The 14,105-nt window shown below is 53.8% G+C and carries 15 protein-coding genes; 7 read left to right on the top strand and 8 right to left on the bottom strand.

Annotation, left to right across the window (positions count from 1 at the left end):
• Nucleotides 1-4 precede the first annotated feature (4 nt).
• The 3 genes from glnD to STH12_RS03425 all read left to right on the top strand — a co-directional run bounded on the left by glnD (nucleotide 5) and on the right by STH12_RS03425 (nucleotide 4,042).
• Complete coding sequence (gene glnD, locus STH12_RS03435; protein WP_126166265.1) at nucleotides 5-2,578, top strand: bifunctional uridylyltransferase/uridylyl-removing protein GlnD; 2,574 nt, start codon at nucleotides 5-7, stop codon at nucleotides 2,576-2,578.
• Between the two features lie 27 nt (nucleotides 2,579-2,605).
• On the top strand, nucleotides 2,606-3,430 hold the full coding sequence (dapD, locus tag STH12_RS03430; protein WP_126166264.1) for a 2,3,4,5-tetrahydropyridine-2,6-dicarboxylate N-succinyltransferase: 825 nt from the start codon (nucleotides 2,606-2,608) through the stop codon (nucleotides 3,428-3,430).
• Between the two features lie 264 nt (nucleotides 3,431-3,694).
• Complete coding sequence (locus STH12_RS03425; protein WP_126166263.1) at nucleotides 3,695-4,042, top strand: DUF3718 domain-containing protein; 348 nt, start codon at nucleotides 3,695-3,697, stop codon at nucleotides 4,040-4,042.
• A 109-nt stretch (nucleotides 4,043-4,151) separates the two neighbouring features.
• Here STH12_RS03425 and purU read toward each other — a convergent pair whose 3' ends face one another.
• The 3 genes from purU to STH12_RS03410 all read right to left on the bottom strand — a co-directional run bounded on the left by purU (nucleotide 4,152) and on the right by STH12_RS03410 (nucleotide 7,043).
• A complete protein-coding gene (gene purU, locus STH12_RS03420) occupies nucleotides 4,152-4,997 on the bottom strand; it encodes a formyltetrahydrofolate deformylase (RefSeq protein ID WP_237158732.1) in 846 nt (281 codons plus the stop codon).
• 163 nt (nucleotides 4,998-5,160) lie between these two features.
• Nucleotides 5,161-6,630 (bottom strand): PTS transporter subunit EIIC, encoded by a 1,470-nt coding sequence (locus STH12_RS03415; protein WP_126166261.1) that lies wholly within the window; start codon nucleotides 6,628-6,630, stop codon nucleotides 5,161-5,163.
• Nucleotides 6,582-7,043, bottom strand: a complete 462-nt coding sequence (locus tag STH12_RS03410; RefSeq protein WP_126166260.1) for a flavodoxin — start codon at nucleotides 7,041-7,043, stop codon at nucleotides 6,582-6,584. Before STH12_RS03410 ends, STH12_RS03415 begins: the two co-directional genes overlap by 49 nt.
• A gap of 341 nt (nucleotides 7,044-7,384) precedes the next feature.
• On the opposite strand from STH12_RS03410, the gene STH12_RS21400 reads away from it, so the two are divergent.
• Entirely contained in the window at nucleotides 7,385-7,543 is a 159-nt protein-coding gene (locus STH12_RS21400) for a hypothetical protein (protein ID WP_164551134.1), read from the top strand.
• Nucleotides 7,544-7,618: 75 nt separating this feature from the next.
• Here the strand turns inward: STH12_RS21400 and truC are convergent, their stop codons facing one another.
• Nucleotides 7,619-8,428, bottom strand: coding sequence for a tRNA pseudouridine(65) synthase TruC (gene truC, locus STH12_RS03405; RefSeq protein ID WP_237158730.1), 810 nt, complete (start codon nucleotides 8,426-8,428; stop codon nucleotides 7,619-7,621).
• A complete protein-coding gene (locus STH12_RS03400; protein WP_126169400.1) occupies nucleotides 8,418-8,732 on the bottom strand; it encodes a YqcC family protein in 315 nt (104 codons plus the stop codon). The genes truC and STH12_RS03400 overlap by 11 nt, the downstream gene beginning before the upstream one ends.
• A gap of 120 nt (nucleotides 8,733-8,852) precedes the next feature.
• Between STH12_RS03400 and STH12_RS03395 the strand changes: the two genes are divergently transcribed.
• Together STH12_RS03395 and STH12_RS03390 are read left to right on the top strand one after the other, a co-directional pair.
• The gene (locus STH12_RS03395; protein WP_126166258.1) at nucleotides 8,853-9,866 is read left to right on the top strand and encodes a DUF3549 family protein; all 1,014 of its coding nucleotides are present in this window, start codon (nucleotides 8,853-8,855) and stop codon (nucleotides 9,864-9,866) included.
• Nucleotides 9,863-10,252, top strand: coding sequence for a DUF3301 domain-containing protein (locus STH12_RS03390; RefSeq protein WP_126166257.1), 390 nt, complete (start codon nucleotides 9,863-9,865; stop codon nucleotides 10,250-10,252). Before STH12_RS03395 ends, STH12_RS03390 begins: the two co-directional genes overlap by 4 nt.
• A 2,129-nt stretch (nucleotides 10,253-12,381) precedes the next feature.
• Here the strand turns inward: STH12_RS03390 and STH12_RS03385 are convergent.
• Together STH12_RS03385 and STH12_RS03380 are read right to left on the bottom strand one after the other, a co-directional pair.
• Nucleotides 12,382-12,684, bottom strand: coding sequence for an Mpo1-like protein (locus STH12_RS03385; protein WP_126166256.1), 303 nt, complete (start codon nucleotides 12,682-12,684; stop codon nucleotides 12,382-12,384).
• Entirely contained in the window at nucleotides 12,677-13,315 is a 639-nt protein-coding gene (locus STH12_RS03380) for a GNAT family N-acetyltransferase (RefSeq protein ID WP_126166255.1), read from the bottom strand. Before STH12_RS03380 ends, STH12_RS03385 begins: the two co-directional genes overlap by 8 nt.
• A 190-nt stretch (nucleotides 13,316-13,505) precedes the next feature.
• Here STH12_RS03380 and STH12_RS03375 point away from each other — a divergent pair, with 190 nt between their 5' ends.
• Entirely contained in the window at nucleotides 13,506-13,736 is a 231-nt protein-coding gene (locus tag STH12_RS03375; RefSeq protein ID WP_126166254.1) for a DUF2789 domain-containing protein, read from the top strand.
• Here STH12_RS03375 and STH12_RS03370 read toward each other — a convergent pair whose 3' ends face one another.
• Nucleotides 13,737-14,093, bottom strand: a complete 357-nt coding sequence (locus STH12_RS03370; RefSeq protein ID WP_126166253.1) for a DUF3192 domain-containing protein — start codon at nucleotides 14,091-14,093, stop codon at nucleotides 13,737-13,739. It lies immediately after the preceding gene.
• Nucleotides 14,094-14,105: the final 12 nt, after the last annotated feature.

The following is a 14,105-nucleotide window of genomic DNA, read 5'->3' as shown; positions in this document are numbered from 1 at the left end:
CGCCATGACGACGGCTCAGCAGGCCAAGGCGTCTTTGCAGGCGCTGAATCAGCAACTGGCGCTGGCCTTTTCGGCCCGCGAAAACGTGGTCGAACTGGTACGCCGTCGTTGTCTGGGGGTGGATGAGCTGCTTATCAGCGCCTGGGAGCACCATGGCCTGGGCAACTATCCGGTGGCGCTGATTGCCGTGGGTGGTTATGGCCGTGGCGAGCTGCACCCTCATTCAGATATCGACCTTTTGTTTTTGGTCGACGAAAAACTGCCCAAAGAAGCCGAGTTCGTGCTCGGCTACTTTATTGCTTTCCTGTGGGACGCAGGCCTTGAAATCGGCCACAGCGTACGCAGCGTCAAGGAGACCCTGTCTCAGGGGCGCGGCGATATCACCATTGCCACCAACCTGTTGGAAGCCCGTTTTCTGGCCGGCCACGAGCCGTTGTTTGACGAGCTTTACGATGCCATCCGCACCGAAGACTTCTGGCCCTCGAGCGACTTTTTTGTCGCCAAACGCGACGAGCAGCAAGCACGTCACACCAAGGCCAGTGCGTTTGATTTGGAACCCAATGTAAAAAGTTGCCCCGGTGGCCTGCGCGACATTCAGACCGTTGCCTGGGTGGCCATGCGCCACTTCAATGCCTCACGGCTCGAAGAACTGGTCGGCCACGGTTTTCTTGAACCCATAGAGCTTGAAGAGCTGCTTGAGTGTCAGCAATACCTCTGGCAACTGCGCTTTGCGCTGCACATCGCCTCAGGCCGCGATGAAAACCGCATGCTGTTTGACCTGCAACGTCAGGTGGCCCAGCTGATGGGGTATGAGGATGACACCCAGCTTGCGGTAGAGCAGATGATGAAGCTCTACTACCGCACAGTACGGCGGGTGATGGAACTTAACGAGATGCTGCTGCAGCTCTTTAAGCGTGCCACCCTCGGCCACATCAAAGCGCTGGAAATCGTGCCTATCAATGATAACTTCCAGCGTCGTGGTGGCTTTATCGAAGCATTGGCCGAGGAGCCATTTGGCAAGCCCGAAGACATCATGGGGCTGTTTTTGCTGATTGCCCGTAACTCCAATATCCGCGGCATCTACGCCCCTACCCTGCGCTCGATGCGCCAGGCCCGCAAGGCGCTGACTCAGCCTTTGATGGAGTACGGCGAGTGCCGTCAGGTGTTTATGGAGATCCTGCGCCACCCGCGCGGGATTTCGGCGTTTTCACTGATGCATAAACACGGCATCCTCTCGGCCTATCTGCCTGCCTGGCGCGCCATCGAAGGTCAGATGCAGTTTGACCTGTTCCACGCCTACACGGTGGATGAGCACACCCACAGGTTGCTGCTCAATATCGAACGCTTCTCACAACCTGAGCAGAAAGATGAGTTTCCGCTTGGCTCTGTGCTGATAAACCAGCTGCCGAAAAAAGGTCTGCTGGTGCTTGCGGCCATTTTCCATGATATCGCCAAGGGCCGTGGCGGCGATCACAGTAAGCTTGGCGCAGTGGACGCACTGGCATTCTGTAAGGCCCATGGCCTTAACGACCACGACGGTCGTTTGGTGAGCTGGCTGGTTGAAAACCATCTGGTGATGTCGGTAACTGCCCAGCGGCGGGATATTTCCGATCCGGACGTAGTAGCAGACTTTGCCGGTAAGGTGCGCGATGCAGTGCATCTGAGTTACCTTTATTGCCTCACGGTGGCCGATATCTGCGCCACCAACGAAAAAACCTGGAACAACTGGAAAGGCTCGCTGCTTCGGGATCTGTACTTCTCGACCCAGCGGGTGCTGGCCCGCGGCACCGAAAAGCCAGTGGATATCCGCGCCCGGGTGCGGGAATATCAGGCCAAGGCCAAAAAAGAGCTGCTGCGCCGCGGCGTGAAAGAGAAAGATCTCGATGCGCTGTGGGCCAGATTCAAAGCCGACTACTTCCTGCGTCATCAGCCAAGCCAAATCACCTGGCACGCCGAAGGCATTTTAAAACATCGCCAGGACGAGCCTTTGGTGCTGATTTCAAAACACACCACCCGCGGCGGCACCGAGCTGTTTGTTTACTGCAAAGACAGGCCCAAGCTGTTTGCCACCGTGATGGCAGTGCTGGATAACAAGAACATCAACGTTCACGACGCCACCGTAATGACGTCCAGGGACAACTATGCCCTCGACAGCTTTGTTATCCTTGAGCAGGATGGCGAGCCTTTGACTCAGCTGTCCCGGATCCAGAGTATCCGCAAGGGGCTTGAAAAGGCGCTTTCGAGCGAAAATCCCAAGCCGCCGAAGTTTCGCAAGCTGTCCAGAAAGATGAAACCTTTTAATGTACCGACACAGGTCAGTTTTCTGCCCGGTAGCCGTCATGGTACAAGTATGATGGAACTCATCGCGCTGGACATGCCGGGCCTGCTGGCCCGGGTCGGCGACATTTTTTACCGCTGTGAAATCACCCTGCTGGCTGCCAAAATCACCACCATCGGTGAACGAGCGGAAGACTTTTTCGTGCTGCAAACCCGAGAAGGTCAGGCCCTCAGCGAGACTGAACAGCAAAAACTCCGGGAAGCGCTGGTTGGCGCCCTGTCCCAGAGTGCGATTTTTTAACCCTTTACTACACACGGGAGATCCCAAATGGAGGCTTTACGCCAGCGTATCGAGGCGGCTTTTGAAGCTCGCGCAACCATCACCCCTAGCAGTGTCGATCCCAGCATCCGCGCCGATGTAGAGACTGTGATCAATATGCTCGACAAGGGCGAAGTCCGTGTGGCCGAGAAAATCGACGGTCAGTGGCATGTTAACCAGTGGCTGAAGAAAGCCGTGCTGCTGTCATTCCGCATCTTCGACAACGGCGTTATTGAAGGCGCTGAAACCAAGTACTTCGACAAGGTACCCATGAAGTTTGCCGACTACGACGAAGCACGTTTTCGTGCCGAGGCCGTACGTGTGGTGCCACCTGCCGCCGTGCGCAAGGGCTCTTTCATCGGTAAAAACACCGTACTGATGCCATCTTACGTAAACCTTGGCGCCTACGTTGACGAAGGCACCATGGTTGATACCTGGGCCACCGTTGGCTCCTGTGCTCAGATTGGTAAAAACGTGCACCTGTCCGGCGGCGTAGGCATTGGCGGCGTACTCGAGCCACTGCAGGCCGGCCCAACCATCATCGAAGACAACTGCTTTATCGGTGCCCGCTCTGAAATCGTAGAAGGCGTGGTAGTGGAAGAAGGCTCGGTGATCTCCATGGGCGTTTACATCGGCCAGAGCACCCGCATTTACGACCGTGAAACCGGCGAAATCCACTATGGCCGTGTACCGGCAGGCTCCGTGGTGGTATCAGGCACCCTGCCCTCAAGCTGTGGCAAGTACAACCTGTACGCCGCCATCATAGTGAAGAAAGTCGACGAGAAGACCCGCGGCAAGGTGGGGATCAACGAACTGCTGCGCATGGTTGACTAACACGCGCACAATCTAAAAAAAGCAGGCTTAGGCCTGCTTTTTTTATTGAAAACTTATCCACCGCAACGTAATGGCGGTGCATTACATCACGCCGATTTCAAGCGCTTGCAGCAATGGATACAAAAGTGTCCCCCTTCGATGCATCCCAGTGTCAATCAGCGGTGGATAGTCACACACAGATACAGAATGACATACTTTTGGTATCGATTTTGTGCAAGGAGAGGGCTGTAATTCAGGGGCGTCTGTACAACGAGGAGAGTACTTATGAAAACGCAGCATGTCCTGACCGCCCTGGCACTGGCAACCGCTTGTTTTGGTGCGTCGGCGGCCATGAGCCCCAGTGTGGAAAACGCCCTGATTGCCGTATGCAAAGCGGGTATGAGCAATAATATGGTTCGCTTTTACGACACCATGAAAGACTACCGCATCAATGAACAGCGGGTTTTTCCCCGATTGGTGTGTAATGGCGAGAGTTTCCACGAATTTGCGCTGTCCCACGGTGCCGACCGCACAGCAAAGCGCATTGCCCACTATCTACCCGGGCAGGTAACCATTAAAGATTTGGCTATGACCGGCGCCGACGAGCGCATATACGTGAGCTTCACTGAATGAGCGTTGATACAATATAGACCGCACAGTTGCACTCTGAGTAACAAAAAGGCGCCATGGATCACGAAGGCGCCTTTTGGATTTATGGATTTATGGATTTGTGCTCAGCAAATCAGAACACTACCGTCTTATTGCCGTACACCACTACTTTGTCGGCAAGCACCAAGCCCAACGCCCGGCTCAGCACGGTTTTTTCAACGTCACGGCCCGCACGCGCCATTTCCAGCGCACTGTAATTATGATCTACGTGAATAACATCCTGCTTGATGATGGGTCCTTCATCGAGGCAGTTATTCACAAAATGCGCCGTGGCACCGATGATTTTCACGCCGCGCTCCCAGGCCTGCCGATAGGGATTGGCACCGATGAAGGCTGGCAAGAATGAGTGATGAATATTGATGATGCGGTTTGGATACTGGGCCACAAATTCCGGGGTCAGTACCCGCATAAATTTGGCCAGTACCAGATAATCCGGCGCATAGGGTGCAATCACCTCAAACAGCGCGGCCTCATGCTGATGGCGGTCAAGCCCTTCATGGCTGACAAAATGATAGGGAATATCAAATTTTTCAGTTAACTGGCGCAGGTTATCGTAGTTACCCACCACGGCGGCAATGTCCACATCCAGCGCGCCATAGTAAGCCTTCATCAGCAGGTCGCCCAGGCAGTGCGCCTCTTTGGTCACCATGACCACTACCCGCTTGCGGCCACCGGGCTTAAGCACGGTATGGTTTTGCTGTGGCAGCACATCATAAAGGGCCGACAACAACTTAGGCTCTTCAAAATCGCCCTCAAGTTCGGTGCGCATAAAGAAGCGCCCCTCGGTGTTATCGACGAATTCGTCATTTTTGATGATATTCAAACCATGGTCAAAACAAACCCCGGTTATCTTGGCTATCAGCCCCTTGGCATCGGCACAATCGGTGATAAGTACTCTACGTTGCAGCGCTTGCGACACTCTGCGTTCCCCCAATCAAAGACACATAGCCCATGAGCATGCCACAGGCAGGCGCCAAACAGCAGAATTCACTTAATAAATTTGATTGATGGTTAAATCATCGGGAGGGAATAAACAAATCGGGAAAAAAACCGCCTGGATATTGCCGAAACACCAACAAGCCCTAGTTTCGACTATCCAGATAACGCTGCAGCAGCTTGCGTAAGGTCTCGGCCTTGGTACCGAACACCACCTGAACGCCACTGCCGACAACAATGACTCCTTTGGCGCCGAGGGACATCAGCCGGGCCTTATCCACCTGCGAAGGGTCAAGCACGCTAATTCGCAGCCGCGTCAAACAGGCGGAGAGGTCAGTGACATTGGCGCTGCCCCCCAGAGCCGAAATCATCGCCAGCAGATTGCGCTGCTGGCCGGTATTGGCTTCAAAACGGCCCGGGGTCTTTAAGTTAAACGCCAGAATGCAGCCTCGAAACAGTACGTAATAGACCACAAAGGTCAGTGGCCCCAAAAACCAGAACCAGTGGATATTACTCGACTGGGGCAACAGGAGCACAAAGTCCACCAGCCCGTGGGAGAACACCACGCTGTGGTGCACATCCAGCAAAATCGATGCGCTGTAGGCAAGGCCGGTCAGCAGCGCATGCAGCAAATACAGCAGCGGCGCCACAAACAAAAAGGCAAATTCCACCGGCTCGGTAACGCCGGTAAGCCAGCTTGCGGCGGCGGCCGACAGCATCACCCCGGCCACCCGGTTGCGCTGCTCTTTGTCGGCGCAGCGCCAGATAGCCAAAGCAGCCGCAGGCAGGCCCCACATCTTGATAAGGTAACCGCCGGCAAGGTTGCCCGCGGAAGGGTCGCCAGCAAGATACCTTGCCATTTCGCCGCGAACCAACTCATCCCCTACCTGATACTGCCCAACCTCCAGATAAAAGGGCGCGTTCCAGATATGGTGCAACCCAAGGGGGAGCAGCAGCCGCTCAATCATGCCGTAAAACCCAAAGGCGATGGCGGGCTCCTGATACACAGCCCAACTGGAAATGCGTTCGATAAGGTGCTCCAGCGGCGGCCAGATAAAGGCAAGCATCATGGCCAACATCATCACCAGTGGGATCATGATAAGGGGCGCACTGCGTCGTCCTTCAAAAAATGAGAACACGGCTGGCAATTTAAGCCGCTCACTGAGGCGCACCGCAATGCAGGTGACCGCCCCCACCGCCATACCACCGGCAATACCGGTATCTATGGTCGGCATGCCCCACACCACCTGAGTGGGCAGGTGGTACACCTTGGCAGCGGCTGCCAAAGTCGACAGCAGCACGCCGTAACCGAAGGCGGCGGAAAACGCAGCAATGCCCTGGTCGCGGCAAAAACCTATGGCGACCGCAATGGCAAACAGCATCGGCATGATATCGAAAATCAGCTTGCCGACGCTCAGCATCAGCACATTCAACGCATCGGGAATAAAGGGCAGCGGATTGGTGGCAAGACCAATCATGACCCCGGCGGCAGGCAAAATGGCAATAGGAATAAGCAGCGTCTGCGACAGACGCTGGGCGAAGCGAAACCAGTGCCGATTAAGTCGGCTTAAGCGGCCTGGCCGCTCTGAACCTGCTGATGCCACTGCGACAGCCATGTTTTGGCCTCTGTCTCCGGTTCCATGGTTTCCATTGCATCGATACGCAGCAGCGGCAATACAGCCCTGGCGCCGAGTTCGGCAAAGAGTTCGTTGAGCTTTTCACCGGCACCGCAAAAATCGGTATAGCTGGAATCACCCAGACCTATCACGCTGTAATTGAGCGAAGGAAGGTAAGGCGCCTGCGACTTGAGGCGGAAATACCAGGGCTGGATATCATCGGGCAAATCGCCGCTGCCGGTGGTGGACGACACAACAATCAACAAACCGGCTTCAGGGGTGAATGCAGATAACTCGTGGGCCTGCCACAGCCGCGGCTGGTAGCCGAGCGCTGTTAATTCATCTGCGAGCGTTTCGGCCACAAACTGGGCGCTGCCGTAAACAGTACCAAAAACCAGATCCACATGCTTCATCCGAAGACTCCCTCCGCGCTTATTTTACATTTTTCAATCATATGGCGCTCAACATAGGGGATCAGGCATAAGCCATGCAAGACTTTTCGCCCCAGTGAACTGACGGCAGCTCACCAACCGTTGTCGCAAAGTTGCCCCTGCCGGGGGCAACTAATGTCACAAATAAACCGCACTTTTTACCGGACTATTACTGGTCACTTTAGCAGCTTTCGTGGTACCTTGAGACCGAGTTCTGCTTTCACTCCCCGTGCAGACCTGCCGCGGCAAGTCATTGGGGCAGAAAAGGATGCTGAGAGCGGCGAACACCAGGGACGGGGAGCCGTGCTACGGGAAATAACGCCATGCAACCAAGCTGCCGCAAAAAGCAACACAGGGCCTGTAAACACAGGCGAGGCCAATATTTTCAAAGCCAGCGGCTGTGGCCCGATATGCCCCATACTCAGGTAGCCGGTTTTGTCAGCCTGGCCGAACTGAAAGCCCGGATAAAAAATCAGGGCTGATCCCAGCCAAAATCGCATAGTCCGCATAGTCAGGCAGTTACGAAAGAATCAGGCGGTTACGAAAGAATCCGGCAGTTACGCAATAATCAAAGGTGAGTCCGGTGACAGACTTGCCTCATCCCAGCCAAGCCCCTCAAAAATGCTGAGCCACTCGGGCTCGAGTTCCGTTTCTATTGCCAACGGCAGTCCTGTCAGTGGATGAGTAATTTCCAGCCGCTTGGCAATCAACCACAGCCGGTTTACTCCAAAATGCTCCCTGAAGAAGCGGTTTTGTTTGCCATCACCGTGGGTGGTGTCGCCCACAATGGGATGACGCAGATGCGCCATATGGCGTCTTAACTGATGCTTGCGCCCGGTTTGGGGCTCAAGGTGCATCAAGGCAAAACGGCTACTCGGGTAACGCCCCGATGAGTAAGGGATTTCACTGTTCAGCAGCGGCCGGTAGGCGGTGATGGCATCCTGGGCCGGTTTGTCAGGGTCGACATCTTTATCGGCCAGCTCATCCAGTTCCTCTTTAAGCGGGTAATCCAGCAGTCCGGCTTCATGCATATTGCCACGCACCAGCGCCAGATAGTGCTTGCGAATACTGTGGCTGGCGAACTGACCACAGAGGTGATTTGCCACAGCGCTGGACTTGCCAAACAGCAGCACGCCAGAGGTTGGACGGTCGAGACGATGCACCGGAAACACATGGCAACCCACTTTATCCCGGGTCAGCTGCATCGCAAACCAATGCTCCTTACGGGCAAGATAGGTGCGATGCACCAGTAAGCCCGCAGGCTTGTGGATAGCCACCAGCGCCTCATCTTCGTATAGGATTTCAATCTCGGGGGCGATATCAGCAAAGGCAAGCTCGGCGCTACCGGGTGGAACATCATGCTGCATTGACGGCGTCATCCAATCGGGTAATTACAGAAATTAACTCAGCAAATTCAATCTGCTGGCCCCATACATGTTCAGCCATTGGCGCCAGTGCCATGGCTGGCAGTGGCTGGCCGCTTTCAACCAGCGCGGTGAATCTGGGCAAAAAAATAAACTGCAACCAGGCATCAAAGCTCATGGTGTCGCAGCAAAAAGGTGCTGTGCTTGCCAGGGCTTGTGGCTCAGGCGCTTCCGAGTGCCACAGCCCCGCCCGGTGCAAAGCATGCTCAAGCTCATTCAGCAACAACAAAACAGACGTATAAGGCATAAGGGCAAACCACAATGAAAACGGCAAGTGTACCATCTTGAGCTGCTTATCCCTATAATGGCGCCTTTGCGAATTTACTCTCCGTCAACCGGCGCAACATACAGCAAGGGCCGCAGTCTCATGGCAGAAATCACCAGCATCAGTCAGTTTCTTTCTACCGCCAAAACGCAGTTCCAGGTTTACGACCTTGGCCGCCGGGTTCAGCATATTGATGCCATGGCTTTTGCCCAAATTGAAGCCTTACAAGCACCCTACCCTTACCCCATTCAAGGTCATGCCAAGATGGCCCTGGTATTCTGGGATGCCAGCGAGCAGCATTTTGTCTGGTTTATCAGCTTGCCTCTGGACGAGCGCGGCCTGTTGAGCCCAGCACCGCGCAGTCAGTTTATTCGAATGATTTTGGAAGCGCTTGGTCAGGATTTGACCCGTACCCTGAGTGAGGAAGAGCAGCAGAAGATGGCCAACCATCCTTTCAGCTTCAAGCCCACCCAGGAAAAGCTGGCGGTATTTAACGCCTTAGTGCGTCGGCATCTGGGCCGCCCGGCCTCGGCGCAGTATGAGTTTGCGGCACAATATTTAAGCGGCCAACTGCCCGCTGAGCACTGGCCAAATGTAGGCTTTCAGGGGCTTGCTGATATCAGTGTCAGGCTGTCTGAACTCGATCACGAGACGATGGTAGTCCGCTCACTGAAGGGGGCTCCTGCCGAAGTGCAAATCGCCCTGTGTCAGTGTCTGGAACATGTGCTGATCCCGGAGGCGGTGACTGAGGCACTGCTGGAGGGGTTGGCAGAGCATAGAGATGCACGGCAGATTTTTTTCCTGCGCGCCCTTGGCAGCCAAGCTGATGCATCGATTCAAGCCGTGACACTGCTGGCAGCCAAAAAACTGCTCACTGAAGAAGTGCTGGTGTGCATTGCCGGTCGCAACTGGCTGGCGCTGCGGGATGACAACTGTCGCAAAACCTTCCTTGAAGCCCTGGCTCTGACACAACAAGACTTTTTCAATCAAGTCTTTGCTGATATTGTGGCTATCCCGGCGCTGCGCACTGCGATGCTGACGGCCATTCGGGACCCCAATCGCAGCGATGCCCTGTCCCGGGCTATCGGTGGACTGTTCAAGGCGACCAAATCATGATGACAGATTTGCTTTTACTTCTTGGTGTTGCCCTGGTGGCGGCTTTTTTCTGGCAGCTACGGCAAATGGCTGAGCTGGCCAGATTGTTTGCAGAAAAGGAGTGCAAACGCCAAAAGGTGCAGCTGCTGGCGGTGGCACAACTGAGTGCCAGGCCCACGCTGGGTGCCAGCACAGGTATTGGCTGGAAGGCAACATACCTGTTTGAGTTTTCAACCGACGGAATCAATCAATACCCTGGTCATATTCAGATGCTGGGTAAAAAGATCCAAAAGATTGAATGGCCTATTTTTCCTGAGCCCGAGTGGCATGAGGCTCCTACGGCGAGGGGATCACTTGGCGGCGGCTGTGGCTCGAAGAGCAGTTGCAATTCCGGCAGCTGCCGATAACAACATCAAGCGGGCTCAGGCCCGCTTTTTTGTATCTACAGTCCTTATCTACTACACATAGTGAGGCTTAGGAGCTGCTCCCAGGCACGGAGTAGTAGCAAACTTATAAGCAGATAAGTGCCGACAACTCACGGGCAGAAATTCACTGCAGACCAAGCAGCTTTAGCACCACAACATCCATGCACTGGCAGCGACGTATAACAGATAAGTACCGACAAATTGCCGGCAGAAATTCACTGCAGACCAAGCGGCTTTGGTACCACAACATCCATGCACTGGCAGCGACGCATAACAGATAAGGCGCAGAAATAAGAAAGGGTGCGGCTCTTTCGAACCGCACCCATCTGTTTCTCTGTTAAGCCATCCAGCTATTGTTGTGCTCCCTGCACCATCCATGCGTATGAGTCGCGTCCTGCGTCGTCCTTGTCTTTCCCTTGCTTGTCCCTGTACTTGCGTACTTTCCTTCTCACCCGGTTATCCCTTGACCGAGCCTGCTCCATCCGTGAGCGTGTCCTTCATTCATCCCTGATGAGTATCCATACTCAACAATCCATGTCTTGCGCCATCCGGGGCACGTAAACTTTCCTTCCTGGAGAGTTCTGGCTTCCTTTGCCGCTGCTCCGACATCCTGTCGGCACATCCTGTCGGCACATCCTGTGATAATCTTCCCTGGCTGATACTTCCTGTACCAGTTCCCCCTTTCCGTGGAGGAGTCCTGTCGTCATCCTGACTCAGCATCCTTTGCCGTTGTCTGTCCTTCGACAATTTGAATTCTACGGTAAGTGCCGAAACCTTGTTGCTCAAAAATCACACTGAATTTACATCTGCCAATGTAATCCACGACACATTCAACCATAAGTTGTTGTATATAAATGGATATAACCTACTCGGACGAGATGTAGAGCAAAGGTTAATCCCTATGTCTTACGCAAGATGTGAGAAATGTCTCACACGGGTTGTAGCAAAGCTGACAGGCTCTCGAATCTCGTCGGCAAATTCGCCGTTAATCCCAGCGAAAGCCCGCTCCTTTGGCAACTTGCAGCCTTCAAAGTTCTTAGGCGTTAACCGTACGAAGTATCAAGTTTGCAACAGCTTGACTCCTCAGTCTGCACTCCCCCTGTTTACCCAAGGATTTGCCCGCTTTAGTCCAGTGCTTATGTGCCTGTGACCGGCTGTACTCGTACAGCTTTGTCGATATCACCGATACACTCTCATGCGCGATGTAAACAACCCAGGAGAGAAATTCAGACATGGGCAGACCCCGGGCTTTTTGCTTTGGCGCTTTGGCGCTGTGGAGTTTTGGAGCTTCTGTACTTCTGTGCTTTAGCAATTTGGAAACCCTAGGCAGCAAAGCGCGGGTGTCTTTGTACTGATGAGCCCAGGAGGTTAAGACAAGGCAGATAGAGCCGACATCACACTATGCCAATCAACGGCCGTTACAGCGTAGGAAGTTTGAACATCACAGAAAAGAAAAAGGGCGCGTCTCTTAAGGCGCGCCCCATTTTTACCTTGTTAGCCATCCCGCTAATTTGTGCTCCCTGCACCATCCTTGCGTCTGTATGCGTCCAGCATCTCCTGGCTTCCAGCATCTTGTCCCTGTACTTGCGTACTCAATCCTTTGACCGGCCACTCCATTGTGCCGAACCGGCTGCATCCATGAGCCCTTTCCTGAATCGCATCCTGCAAGCTGATCCCTGCGTTACTGACTCCCTGTACCGATACGTCCGTTATCGGTAGATGTTCATCCTGAACCTGTCCTGTGCCGTCCCTGATGTCATCCTGACTAAGGCATCTTGCCTTGTCCTATCAGCCTTGATCTCCCGAACGTCCTGCCGGGAAGCGGAGCCGTCACTGGCTCCCGAAAAACTGACCATCCTTGTCATCTTTGCCGTCTTTCCCTCGACTGCAAATACAGTTTACCAAAGGAGGACTACTTTAGAGGTATTACAGAATATTTCTGTTTGTAAGCACGAGGTCGATTGAGGAAGGAAATTCAGGAATGAATTTGATTTAATTACACTTTTACACTTTGATGCAGAGCGAACACCCGTTATCTTTTCATGTTGTCCTACAGTGCGTGTGAGATATATCTCACACGCACTGTAGGACAAACGGTAACCGGTAAAATCTTACCGCCTTTTGGCGGTGATAAACTGCCACCACATCAGCCAATCGCCCAAAAAACTGTACCAGGGATATCGGAAGGTAGCTGGGCGATTCTTCTCAAAAACAAAGTGGCCAACCCAGGCAAAACCGTAGCCAATCAGGGGCAGCATCCACCACAGTCCCCAGTTACCGCTGATGAGCAAATACCCGAGCGTCGCCAGCACCAGCGAAGACCCCAGATAATGCAACGCCCGGCAACGGGGATCTGCGTGTTCGCTCAAATAATAGGGATAAAACTCCCGAAACGATTTAAATCGCTCAGGCATAGTGTTGCCTGCGGTAAAACAGCAGCTCTCCGTCAACCTTTCCAAGGCTGAGAGGGCCCAGGCTTTCGAATCCCTGACTGACGAAGAGATGCTGATGCGCATCCTGGCTGACAAACACACCAATTCCATCAAGCTCAGGTTGATCGTCACACCAGGACTGCACCGCTCGCAGCAGTTGTGCGCCATGGCCTTTGCCCTGCTCGCTGGGAGCCAGTGCGATAAACTGTAAAATGCCGCAGGCTTTGCCCGGCAAATGCTCCACAATACTGGCTTCTTTTTTCAGCATCATCTGGGTGGACTGCCAGCCGGTTCCCAGCAGCATTTTCAGCCGCCAGTGCCAGTTTTTGGCTTCGCCAAGGCCCACTTGCTGTTTAACCACACAGGCCACACCGATAAGACGTTCTTCATCGAACCATCCCACCAAAGTCTGTTCCTGTTGCCACAGCTCGTTCAGTTCTTCACGGATTGCGGCACGCAATTTCTGCTCGTAAGACACCTTGTCTTCGTGTCCGAGCGCCTGCATAAAAAAGGGGTCATCGTGGTAGGCGTTGTAGAGAATGGACGCCGCTACCCGCAGGTCTTCTGCGGTAAGATAAACGGCTTTGTAGCTGTCCTGAGTCTGGTTTTCCATTATTGTTATTCCTTGATCCAGATCAAACCTTACCCAATGTAGCAATCCACACAAAAAGTGCAATTATTAATCAGAGTTGCCTTTTGTCCCCCGCCAATCAATGATTAATACAGCAGGCAGCACAAACACTGAATAGAGTGGATCAGTCGCTGTTGGTCAGCTAACGAAAGGAAATTCAGGGGGATAACGCATGGACACCACACCGGTGGATTTAGGCCATTTATTCGAACAGCTCGGGCTGGATAACACCGAGCAGGCCATCAACGAGTTTATTGCATCACATCAGCTGGCAGCCGCCGACACCATCTGGCAAGCCAGCTTCTGGAGTCCGGCGCAGGCTACTTTTTTAAAAGAAGCGTTGGAAGCCGACAGCAATTGGTCAGAGCTTGTCGACCTCCTGGATACCCAGCTCAGGAAGTAATTATCCTTTGGCCAGGGCGGTAGCGCCCCATCCGACCAGACGGTCGTTGTGGAAAACCACCGGCGTGCACTCTTCCTTGGTAGTGGTGCCGTCACCATGAATGCGATTGGTACGGAAGTAAAACACCTGCACCTCCTTGCCATTGTCACTCCATGCCTCGTGGAAGTCGGCACGGCCCATCAGCGTCAGTGCATCAGCCTTGGCCATCCCCAGCGACAAACGTGACAAGTGCTCGCGGTTTTGCTGCTCAACTTGCTGCCAATCCTGATAAGCATCGTTGCCATCCTTCACATTCACCACACATCCACCCAGCGCCAGAGTCGTGGCCAATACTGCACTTAAATAAACCGCTTTCATTCCTTTCTCCTT

The sequence above is a fragment of the Shewanella khirikhana genome, from assembly GCF_003957745.1.
Lineage (GTDB): Bacteria > Pseudomonadota > Gammaproteobacteria > Enterobacterales > Shewanellaceae > Shewanella > Shewanella khirikhana.
The sequence above is the reverse complement of the archived record's forward strand: the minus strand, read 5'-3'. Positions and strand labels throughout refer to the sequence as shown.